19 protein-coding genes and 4 pseudogenes are annotated in these 24,044 nt (G+C 61.9%); 16 read left to right on the forward strand and 7 right to left on the reverse strand.

Features of this window, described 5'->3' with window-relative positions; all coding sequences use genetic code 11:
* Positions 1 to 312: pseudogene (locus MU516_RS17965) on the forward strand (IS5/IS1182 family transposase); the annotation flags it as partial.
* A 707-nt stretch (positions 313 to 1,019) separates the two neighbouring features.
* Entirely contained in the window at positions 1,020 to 1,550 is a 531-nt protein-coding gene (locus tag MU516_RS17970; protein WP_345780858.1) for a mechanosensitive ion channel family protein, read from the forward strand.
* Positions 1,551 to 1,790: 240 nt separating this feature from the next.
* On the opposite strand, the gene zwf is transcribed toward MU516_RS17970, so the two are convergent.
* From zwf to MU516_RS17985, 3 genes are read right to left on the reverse strand one after another with little or no spacing between them, the layout of a single operon-like run.
* Positions 1,791 to 3,305: a glucose-6-phosphate dehydrogenase gene (zwf, locus tag MU516_RS17975; protein ID WP_260278614.1), complete on the reverse strand. Its 1,515-nt coding sequence runs from the start codon at positions 3,303 to 3,305 to the stop codon at positions 1,791 to 1,793.
* A complete protein-coding gene (locus MU516_RS17980) occupies positions 3,298 to 4,143 on the reverse strand; it encodes a VOC family protein (RefSeq protein WP_260278615.1) in 846 nt (281 codons plus the stop codon). Before MU516_RS17980 ends, zwf begins: the two co-directional genes overlap by 8 nt.
* Entirely contained in the window at positions 4,140 to 4,613 is a 474-nt protein-coding gene (locus MU516_RS17985; RefSeq protein ID WP_260278616.1) for a DoxX family protein, read from the reverse strand. Before MU516_RS17985 ends, MU516_RS17980 begins: the two co-directional genes overlap by 4 nt.
* A 139-nt stretch (positions 4,614 to 4,752) precedes the next feature.
* Here MU516_RS17985 and MU516_RS17990 point away from each other — a divergent pair, with 139 nt between their 5' ends.
* From MU516_RS17990 to MU516_RS18055, 13 genes and pseudogenes are all read left to right on the forward strand, one after another.
* The gene (locus MU516_RS17990) at positions 4,753 to 6,369 is read left to right on the forward strand and encodes a GMC oxidoreductase (protein ID WP_260278617.1); all 1,617 of its coding nucleotides are present in this window, start codon (positions 4,753 to 4,755) and stop codon (positions 6,367 to 6,369) included.
* Positions 6,366 to 8,750, forward strand: coding sequence for a glycoside hydrolase family 15 protein (locus tag MU516_RS17995; protein WP_260278618.1), 2,385 nt, complete (start codon positions 6,366 to 6,368; stop codon positions 8,748 to 8,750). The genes MU516_RS17990 and MU516_RS17995 overlap by 4 nt, the downstream gene beginning before the upstream one ends.
* A complete protein-coding gene (locus MU516_RS18000; RefSeq protein ID WP_260278619.1) occupies positions 8,737 to 9,192 on the forward strand; it encodes a cupin domain-containing protein in 456 nt (151 codons plus the stop codon). The genes MU516_RS17995 and MU516_RS18000 overlap by 14 nt, the downstream gene beginning before the upstream one ends.
* Entirely contained in the window at positions 9,177 to 10,115 is a 939-nt protein-coding gene (locus MU516_RS18005) for an SMP-30/gluconolactonase/LRE family protein (protein ID WP_260278620.1), read from the forward strand. The genes MU516_RS18000 and MU516_RS18005 overlap by 16 nt, the downstream gene beginning before the upstream one ends.
* A 432-nt stretch (positions 10,116 to 10,547) precedes the next feature.
* Positions 10,548 to 12,182, forward strand: coding sequence for an FMN-binding glutamate synthase family protein (locus MU516_RS18010; RefSeq protein WP_260278621.1), 1,635 nt, complete (start codon positions 10,548 to 10,550; stop codon positions 12,180 to 12,182).
* 8 nt (positions 12,183 to 12,190) lie between these two features.
* Positions 12,191 to 13,906, forward strand: a complete 1,716-nt coding sequence (locus tag MU516_RS18015; protein ID WP_260278622.1) for a thiamine pyrophosphate-dependent enzyme — start codon at positions 12,191 to 12,193, stop codon at positions 13,904 to 13,906.
* A 252-nt stretch (positions 13,907 to 14,158) separates the two neighbouring features.
* Complete coding sequence (locus MU516_RS18020) at positions 14,159 to 14,659, forward strand: hypothetical protein (protein WP_260278623.1); 501 nt, start codon at positions 14,159 to 14,161, stop codon at positions 14,657 to 14,659.
* A gap of 121 nt (positions 14,660 to 14,780) precedes the next feature.
* Complete coding sequence (locus MU516_RS18025) at positions 14,781 to 15,680, forward strand: cytochrome c oxidase subunit II (protein ID WP_260278624.1); 900 nt, start codon at positions 14,781 to 14,783, stop codon at positions 15,678 to 15,680.
* A complete protein-coding gene (locus tag MU516_RS18030; protein ID WP_260278625.1) occupies positions 15,677 to 17,749 on the forward strand; it encodes a cbb3-type cytochrome c oxidase subunit I in 2,073 nt (690 codons plus the stop codon). The genes MU516_RS18025 and MU516_RS18030 overlap by 4 nt, the downstream gene beginning before the upstream one ends.
* A complete protein-coding gene (locus MU516_RS18035) occupies positions 17,746 to 18,369 on the forward strand; it encodes a cytochrome c oxidase subunit 3 (protein ID WP_260278626.1) in 624 nt (207 codons plus the stop codon). Before MU516_RS18030 ends, MU516_RS18035 begins: the two co-directional genes overlap by 4 nt.
* Positions 18,366 to 18,665 carry a cytochrome o ubiquinol oxidase subunit IV gene (locus tag MU516_RS18040; protein ID WP_260278627.1) on the forward strand — a complete coding sequence of 100 codons (300 nt, stop codon included), beginning with the start codon at positions 18,366 to 18,368 and terminating at the stop codon, positions 18,663 to 18,665. The genes MU516_RS18035 and MU516_RS18040 overlap by 4 nt, the downstream gene beginning before the upstream one ends.
* Before the next feature lie 350 nt (positions 18,666 to 19,015).
* Positions 19,016 to 19,543 carry a hypothetical protein gene (locus tag MU516_RS18050; RefSeq protein WP_260278628.1) on the forward strand — a complete coding sequence of 176 codons (528 nt, stop codon included), beginning with the start codon at positions 19,016 to 19,018 and terminating at the stop codon, positions 19,541 to 19,543.
* Positions 19,536 to 19,850 (forward strand): annotated as a pseudogene (locus tag MU516_RS18055) (ATP-binding protein); the annotation flags it as partial. The gene MU516_RS18050 and the pseudogene MU516_RS18055, both read left to right, overlap by 8 nt.
* Before the next feature lie 232 nt (positions 19,851 to 20,082).
* On the opposite strand, the gene MU516_RS18060 reads toward MU516_RS18055, so the two are convergent.
* A complete protein-coding gene (locus MU516_RS18060) occupies positions 20,083 to 20,595 on the reverse strand; it encodes a hypothetical protein (RefSeq protein ID WP_260278629.1) in 513 nt (170 codons plus the stop codon).
* Positions 20,596 to 20,718: 123 nt separating this feature from the next.
* On the opposite strand from MU516_RS18060, the pseudogene MU516_RS18065 reads away from it, so the two are divergent.
* A pseudogene (locus MU516_RS18065) lies at positions 20,719 to 20,907 on the forward strand (DDE-type integrase/transposase/recombinase); the annotation flags it as partial.
* A 56-nt stretch (positions 20,908 to 20,963) separates the two neighbouring features.
* Here MU516_RS18065 and MU516_RS19525 read toward each other — a convergent pair.
* From MU516_RS19525 to MU516_RS19380, 3 genes and pseudogenes are all read right to left on the reverse strand, one after another.
* A pseudogene (locus MU516_RS19525) lies at positions 20,964 to 21,215 on the reverse strand (GTA baseplate fiber-binding domain-containing protein); the annotation flags it as partial.
* Positions 21,216 to 21,281: 66 nt separating this feature from the next.
* Complete coding sequence (locus MU516_RS18075; RefSeq protein WP_260278630.1) at positions 21,282 to 21,527, reverse strand: hypothetical protein; 246 nt, start codon at positions 21,525 to 21,527, stop codon at positions 21,282 to 21,284.
* A 69-nt stretch (positions 21,528 to 21,596) separates the two neighbouring features.
* Positions 21,597 to 23,693, reverse strand: coding sequence for a BapA/Bap/LapF family prefix-like domain-containing protein (locus MU516_RS19380; protein ID WP_311319122.1), 2,097 nt, complete (start codon positions 23,691 to 23,693; stop codon positions 21,597 to 21,599).
* Positions 23,694 to 24,044 lie beyond the last annotated feature (351 nt).

Below are 24,044 nucleotides of genomic sequence, written 5' to 3' on the forward strand. Positions count from 1 at the left end.
GCGGCCCGCGGTGCCGCCGCTGTCATCCCGCCACGCAAGAACGCAAAGCCCTGGAAACCGGCGAGCCGTGGTGCCGTCGCTCGCAACGAAGCGCTGCGAACCGCGAAGTACTTGGGCCGCGCCATCTGGCGACGGTGGAGCGGATATCACCGCCGGAGCCGGGTCGACGCCAAGATGAACTGCCTCAATCTGCTCGGTCAATTCCTGATGGCCCGAGACCTCGACCGCCAAGTCGCGGAACTGCAGGTCCGCATCGCCGTCCTGAACGGCTACACCACGCTAGGCATGCCAGTTACGCGGCCCGTAGGATAACTTTGTCCGGGGAAAGGGGAGCTTCGGCCAGACCCCGATTTGTGCAACAAGGTTTTCCAACATCCTGTTCGCAGAAAGTTTTTTGCGTTCCGGACAGACCCCTCACACCCAGGCTCAGGCTCAGGCTCAGGCTCAGGCGCAGGATCGCGGCCAGCGATCCCTGCAGCACGATCCCGGGCCGAATCCGTTTGCCGCGTGTCGGCTCCGGCGTGATCACCACCCGCTCCATCAGGCCCCGAAGCGCCTCGCGCGCCTCGCCCTCCGCGTCCGGTTCCGTCAGTCCGGCAATCAGGCTGCGGATGACCGGCGCCTCGTTTCGCGATATCTATACCCTGTTGCCGCAGGAGGACTTGATGAACTGGACGACGATACAAGGCTGGCTGACGCATTTGCATTCCGACACATGGTCCGGTGCGCTGTTCATCCTGGCGCTATTCATAATCGGCGGGATGCTGATGTCGCAGATGATCAAGCGGACGATCCGCCTGATCGTTGCGCGCGATCTGGATAACCGCCTTGACCGCATGGCGGTTTCTTTTTTGTCCAAGGTCGCAACCGCCGTTGTCTGGGTCATCACGCTTACGCTTTACACCCACATGATCCCGGCCCTGGACAAGCTTGCGACCGCGCTTCTGGCCAGCGTCTCGGTCGCTTCTGTCGTTTTTGGCCTGGCCGCACAATCGACATTGTCGAATTTCGTGGCGGGCATGAGCCTGATTTTCTACCGTCCGTTCCGGCTTGGGGATAAATTGCAGATCAGCGCGCCGACCGGCGTCGAAACCGGTATCGTAGAGGATGTGTCGCTGGGCTACACGGTTCTGAAAACGTTCGACAATCGCCGGGTGATCATGTCAAATTCCTCGATTTCCAGTGCGACGATGATCAACTTGTCCGCGCGCGAGCTTCGAACAATGGCGATCATTACGATCTCGATCGGCTATGATTCAGACATCGATAAGGCGCGTGCGCTGATTCTGGAGATTGCCTCCGGCATGTCCACGATAGAAGAGGTCGTCGGCTGCCCGGTCACCAATCTGGGGGCTTCAAGCGTCGATTTCAGCCTGCGCGTCTGGTGTGCGGATTCCGGTGTCGCGGCTGGGGTCACGAATGACGTTCTGGAAGCCGTGAAAAAGCGTTTCGATGCGGCCGGGATCGAAATTCCCTACGCCTACCAGAATATCGTGGTCAAAGAGGTCCCCGCAGCCTTGCTTCAGGAAAAGGAGGCGAAGGCGGCGTGATCGATCCACGCGCCCGTCATGGCCTTGTTGCGCCCGTTCAAATGGGGCCAGCAGGCTATACGACTGCTTGAGCGAAAGGGAACTGCCGGCCAAACTCAGCAAATTCTGGGTTGGCCGCGACGTCGCTGCCGACTGTGAAAGGATTGCGGACCCGTTCTGTCGCAGGCGCGAAGCTTGCCACGTTTGACATGATAGGAAGTGGTAACGTGATCGGCACCCGGCAAACTCTTTGCGGGCCGGTCAGTCCGGTTCGAACCGACTTTGTGTTGTTTCGAAAAGAAGCTGGGCGTCTTCGGGCCCTTCAGAGCCGGCAGCGTAGAACTGCAGGTCCGGCCGGGCGTCGCCGTTCAGCGCCGGATCGACGATCCGCCAAGCCTCCTCGATCGTGTCGGCGCGCTGGAACAATGTCGCGTCGCCCATCATGCAGTCGTAGAGAAGGGCCTCGTAGCCGACATTGGGACGATCCTCGAATGCGTCATCGAAGCGGAAGCTTGTCTGCGCGCGGGCCGGGATGAAATCGGGGCCGGGGCGCTTGACGTCGAAATCGATGTGAATGCCCTGATTGGGGCCGATCAACAGCACGATCTCGTCCTGCGTGGCAATGCCGCCATCCTCGCATGCGAACAGATCATAGGGCGCGGGCCGGAAGCGCAGCACGATCTGCGTGTGCCGTGCCTTCATCCGCTTGCCCGTTTGCAGGACGAAGCGCGTGCCCGACCAACGCCAGTTATCGACGAAAAGTCGCATCGCAACATAGGTTTCAGTCGTGCTGCCCTTTGCCACGTCAGGCTCGTCACGATAGGCGGGAACGTGGCCGTCCGGCATGTCGCCGGCACTGTACTGACCGAAGACCACGTCGCCCTTCTCGACAGCACGCACAGAGCTTAGCAGCCGGGTTTTTTCTGACCTGATTGCCTCGGCATCAAGAGAGGTCGGCGCCTCCATCGCGACCATGCAAAGCAGTTGGAACAGGTGATTGGGCACCATGTCGCGCAACGCGCCAGTGGCCTCGTAGAACTTGCCTCGACCTTCCACGCCCAAAGTCTCTGCGGCTGTGATCTCGACTTCGGCGACATGTTCTGCGCGCCACAGCGGTTCGAACAGGCGGTTGGCGAACCGCATGGCCATGATCGATTGCACGGCTTCCTTGCCCATGAAGTGGTCGATCCGAAAGATCTGGTCCTCACGCGCGGCGTTCAAAAGGCGCTTGTTGAGTTCGCGCGCCGAAGCGAGGTCGGCCCCGAAGGGCTTTTCGATCACGATCCGGCGAAAATGGTTATCGGATTGCTTGAGAAGACCCGCAACGCCAAGAGCATCCGCAATCGGGCCGAAAAAGCGAGCTGGCACGGCAAGGTAAAAGATTGCCGAGCCACCGCCAAGTCGCTGCGCAAGTGCTTTGAATGTTTCCGGATCGGTGAAGTCGGCGTGTTCGTAAGTGGCATGGCTCATCAGTCGATCCCATGTCGCCGCGTCTATCTTGTCGGGGTGGAACTCTGCATCCGGGTCTTTGGTGAAGCTTTGCATTGTGTCCGACAGATGCGCTTTCCAGGCCGTCTCATCAGGTGTTGCCAAATCCAGACCGTGCAGCGCAAAGCCGTCGCCAAGCAGTCCGGAAAGTTCAAGGTTGTAAAGCGAAGGGACCAGCAAACGGGCCGTCAGATCGCCGCCCGCACCGAACACGACCAAGGTGCAGGCCGGGGCGGGTTTCGAACCCGGAGCGGCGCTTGGGCGATGCCCTGTGACGATCTTATCCATGCAATGTCCTTTCGAAAATCATGTCTCTGTCCCGACCGGATCCCCCGATCCAGCGATGACCATCAGGATCGCGCAAGGCGGTGCTGCCCTTCGACTCGACGATGCGGGTAGCCAGAACGTCGGCATCGCCAGTCGTGGAGTGTCGCGTGTCACCGCCATAGCACAGCAATTCGAGGTGGGGCTGGCCGACCGCCCCGGTGCTCAGCGCCGTCACCTCGACATGCGGCGCGGCAAGGCCGTCGAGCGCTGCCTGCGCGGGACCGGTGTTGACCGACCCGCCGAGCCTCTGAAATCCTAGTTTTGCGTAATGCGACAGGCTTTGCTTCGTGTCGCTCACCACGATCGCCGTGTGGTCGATGCCCAACAGAACGCCGTTCTCGCCGATAGAACGGTTGGCCCATCGACGAGGCACCGCGTCGTCCGAAAAGCACAAAAGCTCTAGCGGGTGCCCGTCGGGGTCACGAAACTTGAAGGCTGTCACGCCACCGGACGAGGCGGGCAGGTGCTGCGGTCCACCCTGCGTGATGGCTGTCCAACCTCTCGACGCCTGTAGGCGTGTATAGGCTCGATCGATGTCCGGCGCCACAAGAGCAAAGTGCTGGAAGCGTGTGTCGTTCGCCACGACGACATCAGACGTGCCGACCCGAGTGTTCGGTTCGATCAACTCGATCCGATCCTTCCCAAGCGAAAGCGCCCGGAGACGGCGCAAGCTGCCGCAAAAGGGATCGTCAGGCAGCGGGGCGGGATCGTCCAGCCGAAAACCCAACGCCTGAGTGTAGAAACCTGCAAGGCGGTCTGCGTCGTTCGTGACCAGACGGATCGCCCTGATGCCCGTCACGGTAAAGGGCCTTCTGCGTAGGGCCGCGTCGAGGAGAACGGCGCGTCGAAAAGTGCGGGCACGTCGCGCGCCGTTGGTCCCAGAGCGATCAGCGCAAAGCCGCCTGCGACCGCCAGGTTCTTCCAGAAGTCGAAGAAAACCTCGCGCCGGCTTGTTCCGTCGCCTGCCCTGAAAATGCCACCGGTCATGGACCACCAGCGCTTATACAGAAGCGCGGTCGCGCCGCAGTATCCCGCGAGCACGAGTGCGGCGAGGCGGTCGGCTACTCCGGTCAGCACACCAAGAGAGCAGAATACCTCGATCAAGAGACCGACCAGGATCATCGCCGCGCCAAAGCTTGGTCCGACACCGATTTCCCGCGCCTGTTGCACGGCCCCTCGAAAATTGACGATCTTGTCGAAGGCGCTGAAGGGCAGGAAGAGCATCACCAGAGCGAACCGCGACAAGAAAATGAGCATTCCTTCGATCAAGGCTGTCGCTCCGCAAGATTGCGCACATATATTGCGAGAATGGCGTAGCGGTCATCCCGCTCTTATGCAAACTCATTGTGTGCTGCTGAACATCTCTGGAAGATAAGACGACCTAAATTGCATCATTTTCGAGGTCCCGATGCCCGCATCCGACACCCATTATGACGTGATCATTATAGGTTCTGGCCCCGGCGGTGCCTCTGTCGCGCATGCCCTTGCGCCGACGGGGAAGAGAATCGCGATTCTCGAACGTGGCGATTATCTGCCCCGCGAACGCGAGAACTGGGACGCACGAGAGGTTTTCGTGCGCGGACGCTATCAGGTCTCAGACACCTGGCTCGACGGTCAGGGAAACAGCTTTCAGCCCGGACTGCACCGCTTCGTCGGGGGCAATTCCAAGGTCTATGGGGCGATCCTGTTCCGCCTGCGGGAAAGCGACTTTGGTGAGGTGCGCCATGTCGATGGCGTCTCGCCCGCTTGGCCGATCTCTTACGCCGATCTTGAGCCTTGGTACGATGCGGCCGAGCGGTTGTTCCATGTCCACGGTGCACGCGGCGAGGACCCGACAGAGCCGCCTGCGTCGAATCCGTATCCCTATGCCGCGATTCGACACGAGCCACGCATTCAGGAACTGGCCGAAGGCCTCACACGCGAGGGGCATCATCCGTTTCATCTGCCGGTCGGCGTATTGCTGGATCAGGACGATCGCGGAGATGCGCTGCCCCATAGCCCCTGCATCCGCTGCAACCGTTTCGACGGTTATCCCTGTTTGACAAACGGCAAGGCCGACGCGCAGATCATGGCGGTAGACCCGACATTACGTGACCATACCAATGTCACATTGTTGACGCGGACCTATGCCGAGCGTCTGATGACCGATGCCCGCGGCGGGACGATCACCGGCGTCGCGGTGCGGCAAGGCATCGAAGGCGACGATCCTGAAACCGGGATATCTCGGACGCTGACGGCCGATATCGTGGTGGTCGCCTGCGGGGCCCTGTCTTCCGCGTTGCTAATGCTGCGATCCGGGTCGGACGCGCATCCGGACGGGATTGCAAACGGATCGGGGCTGGTGGGACGCCGCTACATCCGGCACAACAACGCGGTCGTGCTGGCCATCTCGCGCCAGCCAAATCCCACCAGGTTCCAGAAGACATTGGGACTTAACGATTTTTATCATGCGCCAGATCAGGGTGGCATGGGCGACTGGGAATTCCCACTTGGTCACATCCAGATGGTGGGAAAATCGGATGGCGAACAGATCGAAGGCGAGGCGCTTCCCGGCGCGTTGCAGGGCTTCACCGACAAGCCTTTCGACTGGTTGGCCCGGCACAGCCTTGATTTCTGGTTGACGAGCGAAGATCTGCCTCGCCCCGAAAACCGCATCCGCTATGATGGCGGGCGGGTGCGCCTTGACCTGACGCCGACCAATATGGAGGCGCACCGCCGCCTGCGCGCAAAGCTGAGCGATCTTGTAGGGCGGCTCGATGCCCATCCCCATCTGATGGATCGCTCGCTTTATTTTGGCCAGAATGTGCCTGTATCCGGAACCGCGCACCAAGCCGGCACGATGGTCTTCGGCACGAATCCGTCAACTTCGGTCCTGGACGTCGATTGTCGCGCGCATGGGATTGACAACCTTTATGTCGCCGACGCCAGTTTCTTTCCCTCGATTGGTGCGGTGAACCCAACCCTGACCATCATCGCCAATGCACTGCGCGTCGGCGACATCATCGCGCGAAGGATCTCAGTATGACCTGCGAAGCCGGTTCACAGAGCTTGGCGCCGGGCGCACCCGGCATTTCCCCCACCTGGTCGTCGTCCGACAAGGATTTCGTGACCTCGGCGCTTGGCATTGGACGGGTCTGGGCAACGATCGGTCACGGCGCACTGAACGAAGTCTACTGGCCGTCGACGGGCGAACCGCGCCTTCGCGATCTCACATTCTATCTCGTCGCCAAGGACGAGAGTGGCAACTGGCTCGACCTCAAGCGTGAGCGCCGCTACCGGCTTGAGCAACCCGATCCCGCTTGCCCTCTGACGACCGTGGTTCATGAAGGCGAAAAGGATGGCGTTCCTTATCGTCTCGACCTTGAATTCCTGCCGGATACGGACCGGGACGTGCTGTTGATCCGATACAGCGTTGATGGGCCTTGGACCGTTGTGGCGATCATGGCGCCCCGGCTGGACGGTGAAGGCGTGGACATGACGGCTTGGATCGAAAATGGCGCGCTGATGGCCGCGGGCCCCTCGACATCGCCGACGATCTGCCTGCGCTCTCGCGATGGGTTCGCGCAGGCCAGCGTTGGGTTTGCCGGAACGTCGGACGGCTGGCAGGATTTGAACCATCACGGCCGCGTCACCTGGTCTTACGCCCGCGCAGACCACGGGAACGTCGCGCTGACAGGTGCGCTGACAGCCGCCGAAGGTGTCCTGGCGCTGGCGTTCGGAGAATCTCCGACGGCCGCACAGACCCTGGCTCGGTCAGCCCATGCGACACGGTTCGAGGATGCGCGGGACAGGTTTCGCACGCAATGGACCAACTGGAACGCGGGACTTGCCGGGTTCGATGCCGGGCCGTCGCTGAAGACTGGCAAACAGGTTTCGAAAGAACTGACCGCGAAGGTGCGCGAGCTGGCGATCCGATCCGCAACGGTTCTGAAAGCGCACGAGGATCGCAGCTATCCGGGTGCCCTCGTGGCGTCACTGTCCACGCCGTGGGGGTCTTCCACCAACACGTTAGGCGGTTATCATCTGGTATGGCCCCGCGACACTGTCCTGACCGCCTTTGCCTTCATCGCCCTTGGCCTGCCGGACGATGCGGTGCGAATCCTGGGACACCTGGTCGCCACGCAGTGCCCGGACGGCCACTGGACGCAGAACGCCTATCCATCCGGTGAACCGTTCTGGACGGGCATCCAACTCGACGAGGCGGGATTTCCGATCCTTCTTGCCGCCAAGATGCGCGAGGAGGGGATCGCCCTGCCGCACGGAACGACGGACATGGTGCGCCGAGCCACGACTTTCATTGCCCGCAACGGACCGTCCAGCCAGCAGGACCGCTGGGAGGAAAACCCCGGCATCAATCCCTTTACCCTGTCCGTTGCCATCGCCGCCCTTGTCGCGGCCGAACCATGGTTGGACGCGGACGCCGCCGCCGAAGCCCTTGATCTTGCGGACGACTGGTGCTTCCGGATCGAGGAGTGGTGCTGGGTCGATCATTCGCGCTGGACCGAAGCGACGGGTGCCACCGGCCACTATATCCGCATCAGCCCAGACGGCGGCAGAAAGACGGGTGATGTCAGCCTTGGCAACAGAAACGGCGAGACAATTGCGGTTGCCGACCTTGTATCGATGGAGTTTTCATACCTGACCCGACTGGGATTGCGCGCGCCGAATGATCCGCACATGATCGAGACGCTTAAGGTCGTCGATCATGTACTGGCGACCGCGACGCCATCGGGCACCATCTACCATCGTTACAACGAAGACGGTTACGGGGAATACGCGGACGGCGCCCCCTATGACGGGGCTGGAATCGGGCGCGGCTGGCCCTTCCTTGTCGGGGAACGCGGTCATCTGGCGCTTGACCAGGGAGAGGCCGCCGACCCCTTCCTTGCGACGATGACCGCCTGTGCAAGCAGCGGTGGCTTGCTGCCCGAGCAGGTCTGGGACACCGATCCAATCGCCGAACGCGGACTTTTCCCGGGTCGTCCGTCAGGCAGCGCCATGCCGCTGCTTTGGACGCACGCCGAGTTTATCAAGCTGCTGACCGCGCGCCGGGACGGACGACCAGCCGAACGGCTTGCATGCGTCGCCGAGCGTTATGCCAAGTCCCGCCCTCCTTCTGCCAGCCGCTGGCGTGATGGTGCGCCGCTTGCGTCGTTACCCCATGGCCGCGATCTAGTGATCGAGGATACGAGGCCCTTCACCCTCCACTTCGGTCTGGGTGGATGGGGCGCGCCGCAGGATCGCGCAGCGCGGCAAGGTGCCTTCGGCCTTTGGCGCGTTCACCTTTCGGCGGATGAAACGGCCGGCCATGACGCGGTGGTCTTTACCCGTGCCCACGGCGATGCGTGGGAAGGCGTAAATCATAGGGTGACCTTCGAACAGGAAGATCGGAATGGCAGGGGATAAGGCCGAGGTCCCGCCAAAGGTCGACTACTGGAACCTTTATGTGGGGGATGACGGCATCAGCCGTCACAGACGCTGCACGCTGACAGAGTTCGAGCGGAAGTCGATCTCTGGCGCTGCCGCGCCGCAATGGATCGGGCGCGAAGTCGCGGCACATATCACAGTCCTGTTCACGGTCCTGCCGCCAGGCTGGGTCGGCGAATGGCACGAAAACCCCGCACCCCAATGGATCATCCCGCTGTCGGGACGCTGGTTCGTCGAGGCGATGGACGGTTCCCGCGTGGAAATGGGCCCGGGCGAGATATCTTTCGGCGCAGATCAAGGGTGCCGAGAGGTGGACGGCCACAAGGGCCATCTGTCCGGCACTGTTGGTGAGGCGCCATGTCACATGATGCTCGTCCAGATTGAGACGGCACCGAAGGGGGCCGGATGTCCGTTCAATTGATCCCGGACGCGCCCGCCCTCGCCACCGACATTGTCGAGATCATTGCACCCGAGTTCCGTGGGTTCATCCCGGACAATGCCTGGTTGGACACGCTGGCGACAGGCTTTCGCTGGCTGGAAGGGCCGGTCTGGATGGGGGACTGGAACTGCCTGCTGTTTCAGGATCTGCCGAACGACCGCACGATGCGTTGGTCCCCGGACGGGGTGACAAGCGAATTTCGGCATCCGTCGCGCTTTGCCAACGGTCAGGCGCGCGACGCAGAGGGACGGCTGGTGACGTGCTCGCATCGCGACAGATGCCTGTATGTCACCGAGAACGACGGGACGATGCACAGCCTCGTGGATCGCCACGACGGCCTGCGCCTGAACGCACCAAATGACATCGCGCGCCATCCTGACGGCGCAATCTGGTTCACAGATCCGCTTTATGGCATCCAGAGTGACTACGAGGGCGGTCGACAAGTCAGCGAACAACCCCCGGCCCTTTACAGGCTGGCCCGTGGCGCGGATGTGCCCGAGGTGATGGCCCGTGACTTCGCCGGACCGAACGGGCTGGCCTTTTCGTCAGATGGCCAGCGCCTTTACGTCGCTGAGACGGGCGACCAGATGCATCAAGACCCCGCCAGATTCATTCGCGTATTCGCTGTCGGCGATGGCGGCAGGCTTTCCGGGGGCGATATCTTTCACAAGATCGCGCCCGGATACTGCGATGGGATGGCGGTCGACAGCGACGGCTATCTTTGGTCAAGCGCCGCCGACGGCGTCCATTGCATCAACCCCTACGGCATGCTGATCGGCAAGATTAGGTCGCCGCGCCGTGTGGCAAACCTGTGTTTCGGCGGTCCGGATTGGAATCGCTTGTTCATTTGCGCCTCTGACAGGTTGCTGGCCATCCACACCAACCGGCGGGGCATTCCGTCGTGATCTATGACCCGCATCTTGGCCAATCGGATCAACGGATCGCGATGATCCTGCTTCAACGAAGTGCAGGCACTGAAAGCGGCGACCCGACTTTAGCTGAAGGCAGCGGAAGGATTTCGCCTTAAAGCTTGTATTCTGAAATAGTTAAACACAATCAAATAGTTGATTTTCCCTCGGTGCAGCGAACTGCCGGCCTGGCCAACCTGACGCCGTGAAGAGAGCCCGCGCCTTGATATGCAGGGCAAGACCGGGTCTGATCTTCAACACAGCATCTGAACATCAAGTTTTCCCGCCTCGAGGCGCGCTGTAAAATTGTGATCATCAAAGCCTTGACCAGCGGGAATGCCCGGGAAAGATAGCCGCTATAGGTTGAGTTTTTTCAACATTCCATCACAGGCGGTATCTGGCGCCTTTATGGGGCGCGGAAGAGGTATGATGTTTGACCAGATCCAACGCGCGATTATTCCGATCGTTGCTCTGATTTTGGCGGTCGTGGCGTTCGCTGTAGGCTGGCTTTGGGTCGGGCTTATCCTGCTGGCTGTCGTCGGCCTGGGCATCTTTGATTACCTCCAGCGTGACTGGACGATCACCCGCAACTTCCCTGTCGCCGGTCGTATCCGCTGGCTGTTCTACAGGCTGCGCCCCTATCTGCGCGCTTATATCGTCGAGGATAATCTGCACGGCACGCCCTATTCGTTCGAGGCGCGCAACTTGGTGCACGCCCGCGCCCGCGGCGAGACCGACACCCATCCCTTTGGCACCGAACGCGACGTCGAGGATGCGGACTATCATTGGGTCAGCCATTCCATCGCGCCCGAGGCCGACCCGGACAAAAGCCCGCGCGTCATGGTTGGAAATGATCAGTCGTCACAGCCCTATTCGGCCTCTGTCCTGAACATCAGCGCAATGAGCTTTGGCGCGCTGTCTGCCAATGCGGTGCGGGCGCTGAACCTAGGCGCCAAGCTGGGCGATTTCTACCACGATACGGGCGAGGGCGGGCTGTCGCCCTATCACCTGGAAAACGGCGGCGATGTGGTCTGGGAACTGGGGTCGGGCTATTTCGGGGCGCGCGACAAGGATGGCCATTTTGACCCCGAGAGGTTCAGCGATGCGGCGGCGCATGACTCGGTGAAGATGACTGAGATCAAGCTGTCTCAGGGCGCCAAACCCGGCCATGGCGGGCTGCTGCCAGCTGCCAAGGTGACCGAGGAGATCGCCCGTATCCGGCAGGTGCCTGCACATCAGGATTGTCTGTCGCCGCGCGGTCATTCCGCGTTTTCGACGCCCGTGCAGATGATGGAATTCGCCGCCCATATGCGCGATCTGTCGGGCGGAAAGCCGGTTGGGCTGAAGCTGTGCATCGGCCAACCGCACGAACCTTTCGCGATGGTCAAGGCGATGATGGAAACCGGCATCTACCCCGATTTCATAGTCGTCGATGGTGGCGAGGGCGGCACCGGTGCCGCGCCGCTGGAACTGTCGGACTGGGTCGGCATGCCCCTGACCGAAGGGCTGATCCTGATGCGCAATGCGCTTGTCGGCGCGGGCATCAAGGACCGGGTTCGGCTGGCGGCCAGTGGTAAGGTCTATTCCGGCATGGGTCTGGCGCAGAACATCGCGCTTGGCGCCGATTGGTGCAATGCGGCGCGCGCCTTCATGTTGTCAGTGGGTTGCATTCAGGCGCAGCGCTGTCATCTGGGCACCTGTCCCACGGGCGTCACCAGTCAGGACCCCGGCCGTCAACGCGGTCTGGTGCCCGAAGTGCAGGGAGAACGAGCCGCCCGGTTCCATACCAAGACGTTGGAGGCACTGTCCGATATCGTCGCCTCTGCCGGGTTCAAGCACCCCAAGGATCTGCAGCCACATCACCTGATGCATCGGACCGGCCCGGAAAAGGCCCTGCCCATGGACCGCATCCACACCTTCTTGCCCGAAGGCATCCTGCGTGATGCACCGGATGACACGATCTATGCTGATTGGTGGATGGCTGCGCAGGCCGATAGCTTTCGCCCCGCCATCGATCTGGTTCCGGCCCGCGCCACCCTCCGTAACATCCCCGTCCAATTCTGAGGCCCCCAATGTCCCGTACTGTGGCCGAGATCGTCGTTGAAACCCTGATCGATGCCGGTGCAAAGCGATGTTGGGGCATCGTGGGCGATACGATAAACCATTTCACCGACGCGATCCGCCGCTCGGACATGCGTTGGATCCATGTACGGCACGAAGAAGCCGGCGCGCTTGCCGCCGGGGGCGAGGCTTACATGACCGGCGAGCTGGCCGTCTGTGCCGGCACCTGCGGACCGGGCAGCCTGCATTTCGTCAATGGCATCTTCGAATCGCATCGGAATGGCGCGCCGGTGGTGCTGATTGCCTCGGACGTGGCGCGGGTAGAGGCTGGCCTGGGCTTTCCGCAGGCGGTGGATCAGCGGAAGGTTTATGAACAATACAGCGTCTTCTGCGAATATATAAGCCACCCGGATCAGGCCCGCCGCATCGTCACGCTGGCCGCGCAGGCGGCGCTGAACAAGGGCGGCGTGGCGGTGGTGATCGTCAATGGCGACATGTTCACCGAAAAGACCAGTGATGCACTGGATTGGTCCGTCCATCGGCCCGCGCCGGTGCTGCGCCCTTCTGACGCGGAACTGGACAGGCTGGCCGATGCGCTGAACGGTGCGGATAAAGTCACGATCTATGCCGGGATTGGCGCGCGCGCCGCGCATGATCAGGTCGTGGCGCTGGCGCAGGCCTTGGCCGCACCCGTCGTTCATACCAGCCGGGCCAAGGAATTCATCGAACCGGATAATCCCATGAATATCGGCATGACCGGCATTCTGGGGAACAAGGCCGGGGTCGAGGCGATTGACCGCGCCGACATCATGCTGTGCCTTGGCACCGATTTCGCCTGGACCCAGTTCTACCCCGACGGCAAGCATGTCATCCAGATCGACCGCGACCCGACCCATCTGGGCCGTCGCGCCCCGGTCGGTATGGGGCTGGTCGGCGATGTGGGCCCGACGATCGATGCGCTGCTGCCCCGCCTGACCGGCGATCGCGACAGGGCGCATCTGGAGCATGCGCTGAAACAATGGGACGAGGACCGCACCGCATACGCGACATCTGCGGAAGAGCCTGACCCGTCGCTGATCCATCCCCAGGCGGTTGCGCAACTGTTGGACGGGCTGGCCGCGAAGGATGCGATCATGACCGCCGATGGGGGCTCTCCTCAGGTCTGGCTCTTGCGCCATATCCGCGCAACGGGCGCGCGGCGCTTTCTGATCAGCCTGCTTCACGGCACGATGGCCGCGGCCTATCCGCAGGCGATGGGCATCGCCGCCGCCTATCCCGACCGTCAGGTGATCGCGCTGTGCGGCGATGGCGGGATGACCATGCTGATGGGTGATCTGCTGACGCTGGTGCAGGAAAAACTGCCCGTGAAGCTGCTGATCTTCAACAATGGCAGTCTGGGCTTTGTCGAGATGGAACAGCGGGTCGAAGGTTTGCTGGACAGCTATACCGCGCTTCAAAATCCCGATTTCGCCGCGCTGGCCAAGGTCTGCGGATTGTCCGGCTGGCGGGTTGACGACATTGGTGACCTGGAGCCGGCGATGACCGACTGGCTCGCTGCCGACGGTCCGGCCCTGCTGGATGTTCGCGTCAACCGGATGGAGCTGGTGATGCCGCCTCATGTCAAACCGTCGCAAGTCGCATCCACCGCGATGTTCGGGGTCAAGGCGGTTCTGGATGGCCGCACGAAAGAGGTAGTTGATTTACTGCGAAACAATTTCTTTCGCTGAGCAGCACTTATTATAGCAGAGAGAAGTATAGGTCATGAAAGCTGCCACAAGGACTATGCCATCCGCAGCGTGGGTCCGGGAAAATGCAGACGGCGGATTTCATCGACATCCTAGCGGCGGTGGACATCGTGGTGGGCGTCGTCGATTGCGTCCGAAAGGGACGCGGGGTCTTCTTCATGCTTGGGGTTTTGCTGGTGATCGGGATCGTGCTGATCTGGCTGGCCGGCTGTTCCCTTCGAAAGCGGATCAAAGATGACAATGGCCGCCAGTATATTGGCCGTCTTGTTGGCGCCGGTGGTGGCGCAGCAGACGGAATGGCCGACCTTCAACGGCGATCTGGCGGCGCGGAAATATCCAAAGCTCGATCAGATCACACTGGAAAACATCGGCAAGCTGGAAACGGCGTGGCAGACTCAGACGGGCGATGTACCCGACGACGGCGGCGATATTCCCGCGACCGTCTGGTCGGCGACACCGGTTCTGACGAATGACACACTGTATGTTGGCACGCCCTGCTGTCGCATCTTCGGGGTCGAGCCGGATACCGGTGTGGTCTGTCGGCAGGCCAGCGACGGGCCGACCGGGCGCTGTTCCAAGCGCGACTATCTCGGGATGATGGGTGCCGATCTGAAGTCGGCGGGCGCCGGCTCCGGCAAGCTGTGCACCGATGTCGGCGACAACAGCATCATAAAACCCGAAGTCTCGGATCAGCTTGTCGCTCTTGCGCTGCCTGAGGATGGGCTGAACAGTTAAAAAGCAGGCGCGCGGGTTCCGGTTTCGGCATCCGCGCGCCAAGGGCGGTGATCGACGACGTCTGCATCGCCCGTCCGTTTAAATTTGCGACGATCCGCAATGTCGCGAAAGGGAGGATGACATGAGGCGCCTGTCGGTCCTGACGATATTGCTTATCGCCGCGTCCCCCGCCTTTTCGCAGGGGTTTCTGACACCCTTGGGGCCAGTGGCCGAGGATCAGCGGGCACATCTGATCCGGGTCACTGCGGTCACGATGATCGCAATCGTTCCAGTGCTGATCGGGGTCCCCTTGATCCTTTGGCGATACCGGCGCGGCCGTGGCGCAGCCTACCGCCCCGGCTTCGAATTTTCGCTGCCGCTGGAGATCACCATGTGGGGGGTGCCGACGGCGATCATCATCGTCCTCGGCGGCTGGCTGTGGCAATCGACCCATAAGCTGGACCCGTATCGCCCGCTTGGCCCAGACCCGTTGCAGGTGCAGGTGATCGGGCTGAACTGGAAATGGCTGTTTCTTTATCCCGATCAGAATGTGGCCAGTATCGGGACGCTGGTGATCCCAGAGGGGCAGCCGGTCCAGTTGAAGCTGACCACTGACACGGTGATGCAAAGTTTCATGGTGCCGGCACTGGCAGGGCAGATCTATGCCATGCCGGGCATGGTCACCGATCTGAACCTGATGGCCAATGCGGAGGGCGAGGCCACGGGCAGGAACACACAATTCAACGGTGTGGGCTTTGCAGACCAAAGCATAGCGGTGCGCGCCGTCGATGACGCGGGATGGCAGGCGTGGGTCGAAGGGGCTGGGAATGCGCCCGCGTTGGACAGCGCCAGCTACGCCCAGCTTGGGCGGCGCGGATCGGCAAGCGATGCGGCGTCGGCATTGGATCTGCCAGACAGCCGGATGAGGCTGTCCGAGCCTGACCTGTTCCATCAGGTCGTCAGCAGCTATCACGACGGTCAGCCCATTGCGCCTGATCAACAACCCGGCGCGCCCGGTTACCAACCGGAGGCCATGAAATGAAGCTGCTCGGCAATCTGAACTGGGACGTCACACCGTTTTCAGACGCAATCAATGATCCAAGTACGAACACTTTCGTTGCGGCGGGTGCGGCGTCATTGGTCATTATCGGCGCGGTGTCGGTCCTGATCTTGCTGACATGGTTCCGACTGTGGCGCCCCTTGTGGCGCGACTGGCTGACCAGTGCGGACCACAAGCGCATTGGGGTGATGTATATCGTGCTGGCTTTGGTCATGCTGGCGCGCGGGGTGGCCGAGGGCGCTGTGATGCGCGGCCATCAGGCCATGGCGCTGAACGGTGGCCCGCTCAGCGCCGATCATTTCTCGGAACTTTTTTCCACCCATGGCACGATCATGATCCTGTTTGTTGCCATGCCGCTGGTGACGGGGCTGATCAACATCGTCGTGCCCTTGCAGATCGGCGCGCGGGACATGGCCTTTCCGGTCATGAACCAGGTCAGTCTGGGGCTGACGGCGGCTGGCGCCGCGCTGATCATGGTCTCGCTGGTGATCGGGCGGTTCGAGACCGGGGGCTGGACTGCCTATCCACCCTATACCGGCAAGGTCTTCAGTCCCGGTGAGGGGCCGGATTACTGGATCTGGTCGGTGGTCCCGGCGGGGCTTGGGTCGATGCTGTCCGGTATCAATTTCGCCGTCACGATCTATAAGTGTCGCGCGCCGGGGATGACCTATATGCGGATGCCGCTGTTCACATGGACGGCGCTTTGCACCGCGATCATGATGATCTACGCGATGCCGCCAGTAACTGTCAGCAGCCTGATGCTGGCGTTGGATCGCTATGCCGGCTTTCATTTCTTTTCGAATGACCTTGGCGGCAACATGATGAACTATGCCAACATCTTCTGGATGTTCGGTCACCCCGAGGTCTATATCCTCGTCCTGCCCGCCTATGGGGTCTGGTCCGAGGTGGCCGCGACCTTCAGCGCCAAGCAGCTTTACGGCTATGTCTCGCTGGTGACCGCCACCATGTCCATCGCGGTGATTTCCTTCACGGTATGGCTTCACCACTTCTTCACGATGGGGCAGTCGGCATCGGTCAACATCGCCTTTGGCATTGCCACGATGATCATTGCCGTGCCGACTGGCGTGAAGGTCTATGACTGGATGGCGACGCTGTGGCGTGGGCGCATCCGTATGACGGTGCCGGTGATTTACTTGACGGGGTTCTTCATCCTCTTCGTGATCGGCGGGCTGACCGGCGTGATCCTGGCCAACCCGACCATCGATTATCAGGTGCACAACACCCTGTTCCTGGTCGCGCATTTCCATAACGTGCTGATCCCGGGCGTGCTGTTCGGGATGCTGGCCGGCATCCATTACTGGTTCCCCAAGGTCTTTGGATTCCGGCTGGACGAAACGTGGGGCGCGCGGGCCGCGGGGCTGTGGGTCGTGGGCTTCTGCCTGACCTTTCTGCCGCTTTACGTGCTGGGGCTGATGGGGATGCCCCGCCGCTCGCCCAGCTTCACCGATCCGGCCTATCTGCCGATGGAATATCTGGCGGCATTCGGCGCGGTGGTGATCCTCGGCGCACTCGCCGCGACCTTCACAACCTATATTGTCAGTATCCGGCATCGCAAATGGCTGGCGGTGCCGCTTGGCGATCCCTGGGATGGACGCACGCTGGAATGGGCGACACCCGCGCCTGTGCCCGAGTGGAACTTTGCCGTGATACCAGAGGTATCTTCGCGCGATGCCTTTGCCCTCGAAAAGGAAGGGGGCACGCCCTATGCGCCGGTCAGCCGCTATGCCGACATCACCTTGCCGCGCAGGACGACGATGGGTTTGACGGTGTGCGTTGCCACCACTGGCACCGGTTTTGCGCTGGTCTGGCATATCTGGTGGCTGGTCATCCTATGTTTCACGGGTTTATTGCTGACGATGATTGCCCGCGCCTTTGCGACGAATACCGAACAGATCATCCCCGCTGCCGAAGTTGCCCGTCAGCACCGGCGCTGGCTGGATGCCATTGCGCAGAACACCGGCATCACCCGCGACGCCGAATGCACATCGGCAAATCGCGGGCTGGCAGCGCCAGACGAGGTCATCCGATGAGCCAGAACCTTCATCCGGGTTTGAACCTTGGCGCAAGTCACGGCGATGCTCACCAGCAATCAGAGCTGAGCGTTTTCGGCTTCTGGGTCTTTCTGATGAGCGACCTGATCACCTTTGGCGTCCTGTTTGCAACTTATGCAGCCAGTAGCACGCCGATTGCCATGGCAGGCGGGCCGGGGCCAGCTGCGCTGTTCGACCTGACAAGCACGGGCATGCAGACCGCGTTTTTGCTGGCCAGTTCGCTGACCTGTGGCATGGCAAGCCTCGCGCTGAAATACCGCGAGGGGCCGCGCCGCATCGCGCTGTGGCTGGCGGTGACGGCGCTGCTGGGCGCGGGGTTCCTGGCGCTGGAACTGCGCGATTTCGCCGATATGATCGCCAAGGGTGCCACGCCAATGCGCTCGGGCTGGTTGTCCAGCCTTTATGCGCTTGTCGGACTGCATGGACTGCATATCACCGCCGGGCTGGTCTGGATCGTGGTCCTGCTGCTGCTGATCTGGCGGCGTGGGGTGACGGATCTGATCAAGACGCGCCTGCTGATCTTTGCGCTTTACTGGCACTTCCTCGATCTGGTCTGGATCGGGATCTTTTCGGTCGTGTTTCTCAGGGGGCTTGCATGAGCGAGGAACGCCGCGAACGGCGCAGCTATCTGATCGGCACGCTGCTGTCGATCCTTCTGACCGCGATTGCCTTCGCCACCATTCCGCTGGACCTGCCGCGTGGCGGTACCATGCTGCTGATCGGCATTTCGGCAGTGCTGCAGGTAATCGTGCAATTGCGATTCTTCCTGCATATCGACCTGTCCCGGCAGAAGCGCGAGGATCTTCAACTTATCCTCTTCTCGCTGCTTTTGCTGGGTATCATGGCCGGCGGCACGATCTGGATCCTGACCAACCTTTCGCAAAGAATGATGTAATGTGGCCGGGCGAGAGCGCACCCATGGTCTCGCGCAGTTGCGGCGCGTGCGCTGCGATAGCGCCCGGGCTCGGTGGCGGCACGTGAACTGAGCAAGCGATGCTTGTCCGCCCATTCGGAGACCGTCGGAGCCGGATCGGCAGGTATCCCGCGCAACCATGCCGAGCAGCCGTCACAGGTCTCCGACACATTTTCGGTCCATCGGGTCGGGTGTGTAGAACTTGTCGTGAGCGATCGCCGGCATGGTAGAGGTTCCTGTTTCTGCCCGCCGATCGTAAAGCGCAGACATGAAAGCCGAAATGCATCGGCAGTCCTTTATTGTGGATTTCTCGGAATTTGAGGAAGGGCAGGGTGGATCACCTGGGGGCAAGCACCAGCACGCCGCCCGATCCCGCGAGTTCGGAAATGCCGACGGGCGGCGCATCGCGGGTCAGAAGTACGAGAGATGCAAAGGGTCCGGCCGACCCGCCGCAGCTTGCCGTCAAGGTCAACCTGCCTCAGGAAGAACCCGATATCCCGGCGCAGGAGATCGACCGGATGCCCGGTCACGAACTTCCGGGTGCCAAGCGCGCGATCGGCCAAGGCCATCGCTTCGAGGCACGCGGTCTCTACCGGCTCGCGCGCCGCAAGGGACAGGGCGACATCTTCCTCGCCGGCGCTGGGTGCCTCGACCCTGCACGCGGCATCTGTGACGAACAGGCGCGCGACGTGCGCGAGGCCCGCCACACGCGCGACACGGTGCAGCTGCGTTTCGTTGGCAGCATTGCCGAAGCCGCGCACCGCCGCAGCGAGCGCTTCCAGGCCGCCCACGTGCATCGCGGCATAGCGCCAGACGCCGCCCTGGAAATACGGCTCGCGCAGGTAGTCGCCAGCCCGTGATGAGCGCCGTTTGCTCCGCCTTCAGAAGCAGATGGCCGGATACAAGCCTCTCATCATCGACGAACTCGGCGTCGTGCCCTTGTCGAAAACCGGCGCCAAGCTCCTGTTCGAGCTGATCTCGCAACGCTACGCGCGTGGATCGACCCTGATCACCAGCAATCCGCCTTTTGACGAATGGACCGAGACATTCGGCTCCGAACGCCTCACCAGCGCGCTTCTCGACAGGCTGACCCACCACGTCAGCATTCTCGAAATGAATGGCCAGAGCCATCGTCTCGCCCATAGCCGCGCCCAAAAGGCCGGCTGAACCGTTTTAAAAATCCCAACGGCACAAGCACGGAGCTCTGGTCGGGCTACGCCCTCCTGACGTTGCGTGCTTGTGCCGCCAACTGGCAGACTTCTGCGCTGCCGCGCGGCCGGGTTTTACCACGCCGTTGACATTTTTCTAAACTCGAATGCTGCAGGGCGCTGATCCTGTATCAAAGGCTCCGCTGTGCCATGACATTCGTGCCGAACCTAATCAGCCGAATTGAGCGCCTTCAGGTTCGTGAGAGGGGATATCGTCGAGCCTCGAAGGCAAAACCGGCCCGGCGAAGGTGGTCGACCAGTTCGTCTGAAAGCACCGGAAAGAGCAGTTCCTTATCCAGGGCGACATCGTGCTCAAGGCGGGGCTCCGGCCGTACCGGATAGGCTGCATCGGGTGTCCAGTCGGCCTCGGTCGCCCGCAAAACGCCTATCGGGGCATGCACGTCTATGATCAACACGACGAAATCCTTGTCGAGCTGCACGCCCTGACAGAACACTCTGGCACGACGCAGCGGCCAGTCCCGGTCCGAGAAGGCTCGGATCTCGGCGGCCATCTGCGATGTGACGATCATGAGATCGAGAGCGTTGAAGGCATCCCACCTTGTCAGCTGTTCGCGCGGAACATTTCCCCGGATCTGTACGGTCACGGGGAGGCGATGTCTTTCGGGATCGTGCGCTGACAATTCGTATACGGCTGAGCCTTCGAAGGTGGCGACCATCCCGGAAGGCGTCACGATTTTCTGCACGAACGGCTCCCTTGATCTGGATGGCGGTGCATACCGCTCCGTTCCTATCCGCCGCGAGCCCTTGATGCTATGCAAAATGACTTGAATCTGGAATTCGAAACGACGATCCCGACGCGTTTGGCGCGACCTGAGCGACCCAACCACGTCTGGTCCTATGACTGCGTCCAGGATCGGACGGCTGATGGGCGCGCCTGCCGCATGCTCAACATCATCGACGAACACAGCCGAGAGGTTCTCATGATCCAGGTAAAGCGCAAGATCAACTTCGTTGACGTGGTCGATGCGCTAACCGATCTCTTCATCCTGCGCGGCCATGAGGTAAGGCAGGCCAAGTAGGGTGGTAGTGTCGGACATGGTTGATCCTGTGGGGTTAGGCGATACCGTCCCGGCGCGATCAGTTCCGCCGCGGCCGCCTGGATGATCTTCCAGACCCCGGGTCTGGACTCGACCGACAGCGCCTTGGCGCCACCGAGGAGCGCCAGATCGGTGACGCTCTCCAGCGACCCGCTGAAGAGGTCGAGCGTCAGGGCATTGCCGAGATCGAAGCGCGAGACCGGGCCCGGCCAGAGGTTGAAGGCCAGCACGCCCATGCGGGCGCGGGCGGGCACGGTGGTCAACAGCCCGCAAGCCAACTCATGCGTCCGGGCAGTAACTTCTGGACCAGGACGTTCGGTAGCCCAGCTGCATCAGCGCCGGGCCAATTGGGCAGGAAACTTGCAAAGCTTGCGGTCGTCCGTTGAAGTGGAATCGCTTGTCATCAACCGATCCAGTTGATCCAGCAGACCTGCGAGTTGCCTGACCTGGGCGTTCACCTGCCACTTCAAAGCGCAGACATCTTCATCGCTGCAGCTGATTTCTTCGGCATAGACGCGGCAGTGTGCAATGGCCATCCGCGATTCCGAAAGCTTCTCATTCAGCTTTTCCGGGTCCATTTCTTCCCTCCTTGCAAGTTGCAGGGGAATGCCGCGGCGGATTTGGCAGGATGCGCCGCGGCATCTTTCTTAGCCGGTCGTCTCGTCTCCGCTGCCACCCAGCAGTCCGCTGTCAGCCGACAGAAGGCCTTCCTGACCGCCAAGCGATGCGAACAGGCCAGCCTCTCCGTCGCCAAGCAACCCACCCGTGATGCCACCAAGCAGGTCGCCTTCACCGCCGCCCAGCAGCCCGTCGAGCGCACCGCCTTCGTCGTCCAACAGTCCACCCAGCAATCCGTTCCCTTCGGTGACGTCCGCAAGCAGGCCTTCATCCCCGACAACGTCGCCCAGGATTCCTTCAGTTCCGGTCAGTTCGCCCAGAACGCCGGAGCTTCCGGTGATCGCTCCGGCAATTCCGTCGTCACCCAGGATGGGGTCCAGAGGGCCATCACCGTTGCCGCCAAGCACGCCTCCGACCGTCTCCAGAAGACCTCCACCGTCCAGCAGATTGTCGCCTGACAGACCAGCCAGAGTGTCGGTGACTCCCGACAGAAGGTCTTCGGTCCCGCCGAGCAGGCCGTCGGCAAGGTCTGCCACGCCGTCCCCCTCTCCGTCTCCCAGCAGATCTTCAAGAGCGCCGCCGATGCCATCTAGCGGACCATCGGACATGTCAGAGCCATCACCAAGCAGGCCCGTTCCCAATACATCGCCGGCCAGACCGCCGCTGCCGGTCAGGTCGGAGAGAACGCCCTCATCACCGATCACGTCGCCGAGCAATCCATCCGATCCGGTGGCCTCTGCAAGAATGCCGTCATTTCCGGTGACATCACCCAACAACCCGCCGTCAGCCAGTACCGGATCAAGGACACCGCCTTCTGTTGCGCCGCCGAGCCCGCCCAGCGCATCGGTGATGCCGCCAAGAAGATTGTCTCCTGTGCCGTCTCCCAGCACGCCGTCCAGAATGCCGCCGATGCCGTCACCCGGTCCGTCGGACATGTCGCCGTCGCCGAGCAAGCCGGTTCCGGTCAGGTCGCCGACCAGTCCGTCTTCGCCGGTCACGTCGCCAAGTATGCCGTCGTTTCCGACGAGATCGCCCAGCAGGCCGTCAGCGCCGGTGACATCGCCCAGAACGGCATTGTCGCCGGTGATGTCCCCAAGGGCGCCGCCATCGGCCAGGATGGGGTCCAGGACGCCCGCGGATCCATCAACGCCATCACCCAGCAATGGCGCACCCAGAAGACCGTCGCTTACTGCGCCAAGCAAACCGTCTTCACCCAGAAGGTCCCCGGCAAGACCGTCCGATCCGGTCAGCTCGCCCAACGCTCCGGAATTTCCGGTGACATCGCCTAACAGTCCGCCGTCACCCAGGATCGGGTCTAGGACACCCTGCATCTGCTCGGCCCCATCGGTCGGGTCCGTGCCGTCAGTCGGGTCGGTGCCATCGGTCGGGTCCGTGCCGTCAGTCGGGTCCGTGCCGTCGGTTGGGTCGGTGCCGTCGGTTGGGTCGGTGCCGTCAGTCGGGTCGGTGCCGTCAGTCGGGTCGGTGCCATCGGTCGGGTCCGTGCCATCGGTCGGGTCGGTGCCGTCGGTCGGATCGGTGCCATCGGTCGGGTCGGTGCCGTCGGTCGGATCGGTGCCATCGGTCGGGTCCGTGCCATCGGTCGGGTCGGTGCCATCGGTCGGGTCGGTGCCGTCGGTCGGGTCGGTGCCGTCGGTCGGATCGGTGCCATCGGTCGGGTCGGTGCCGTCGGTCGGATCGGTGCCATCGGTCGGGTCCGTGCCATCGGTCGGGTCGGTGCCGTCAGTCGGATCGGGGCCATCGGTCGGGTCCGTGCCGTCGGTCGGGTCATCTGATCCGCCGGAGCCGCCCCCGCTGGCGGCCGCAGCTGCCAGCCCCGCAGCGCCCAGTCCGCCAACGACCCCATCTGCGCCGATCATGCCAGCGCCAAGGCCAAGATCTTCCTCTTCCGTGCCGTCGGCCAGGATGACCGTACCGTCGCCCAAGACCAGCTTGTGGGCCGTGCCATTCGCGTCGGGCTGATAAAAGCCCTGAACCAGCACCTCGTCGCCGGAATGGAGTTGGACGATAAGATCGTCACCCGACTTTGCATAGCCACCGATATCGCCTGGTAGGGCCTGAATGGATACCTCGGTCAGGGTGCCAGCTTGAATAATGCTCTGCGCCATCAGGATCATCCTTTCACAAGGGCCCGCTTTTGCGGGCAAGATAGTATGGGTTCCGCATAGTAACTATATACGTTAGTATGTATTCTGGATGCATACTAAAGATCTGTCAACTGTAAGATGTATGAGACACGCTAAGGTGGCGAGGTCAGGTGCCACTTGTCTTGAAGACCTGCCCTGGTCCAGATTGGTGCGACACGCTGCAATCGCGCCGCCTTCAACGCAGCGGGCAGCCGGGCTTGGAATACACAAGGTCTCGACGTCAGTGCCTGAAGAGAAATCTCAAAAAACAGGCTCATCCGAGGATCTGGCCGGCGCGTCCGGGCACGATATTGCAGGCTCGGTTCGCCCGAT

The sequence above is a fragment of the Paracoccus maritimus genome (assembly GCF_025195095.1).
In the GTDB taxonomy this organism is placed as follows: Bacteria; Pseudomonadota; Alphaproteobacteria; order Rhodobacterales; family Rhodobacteraceae; genus Paracoccus; species Paracoccus maritimus.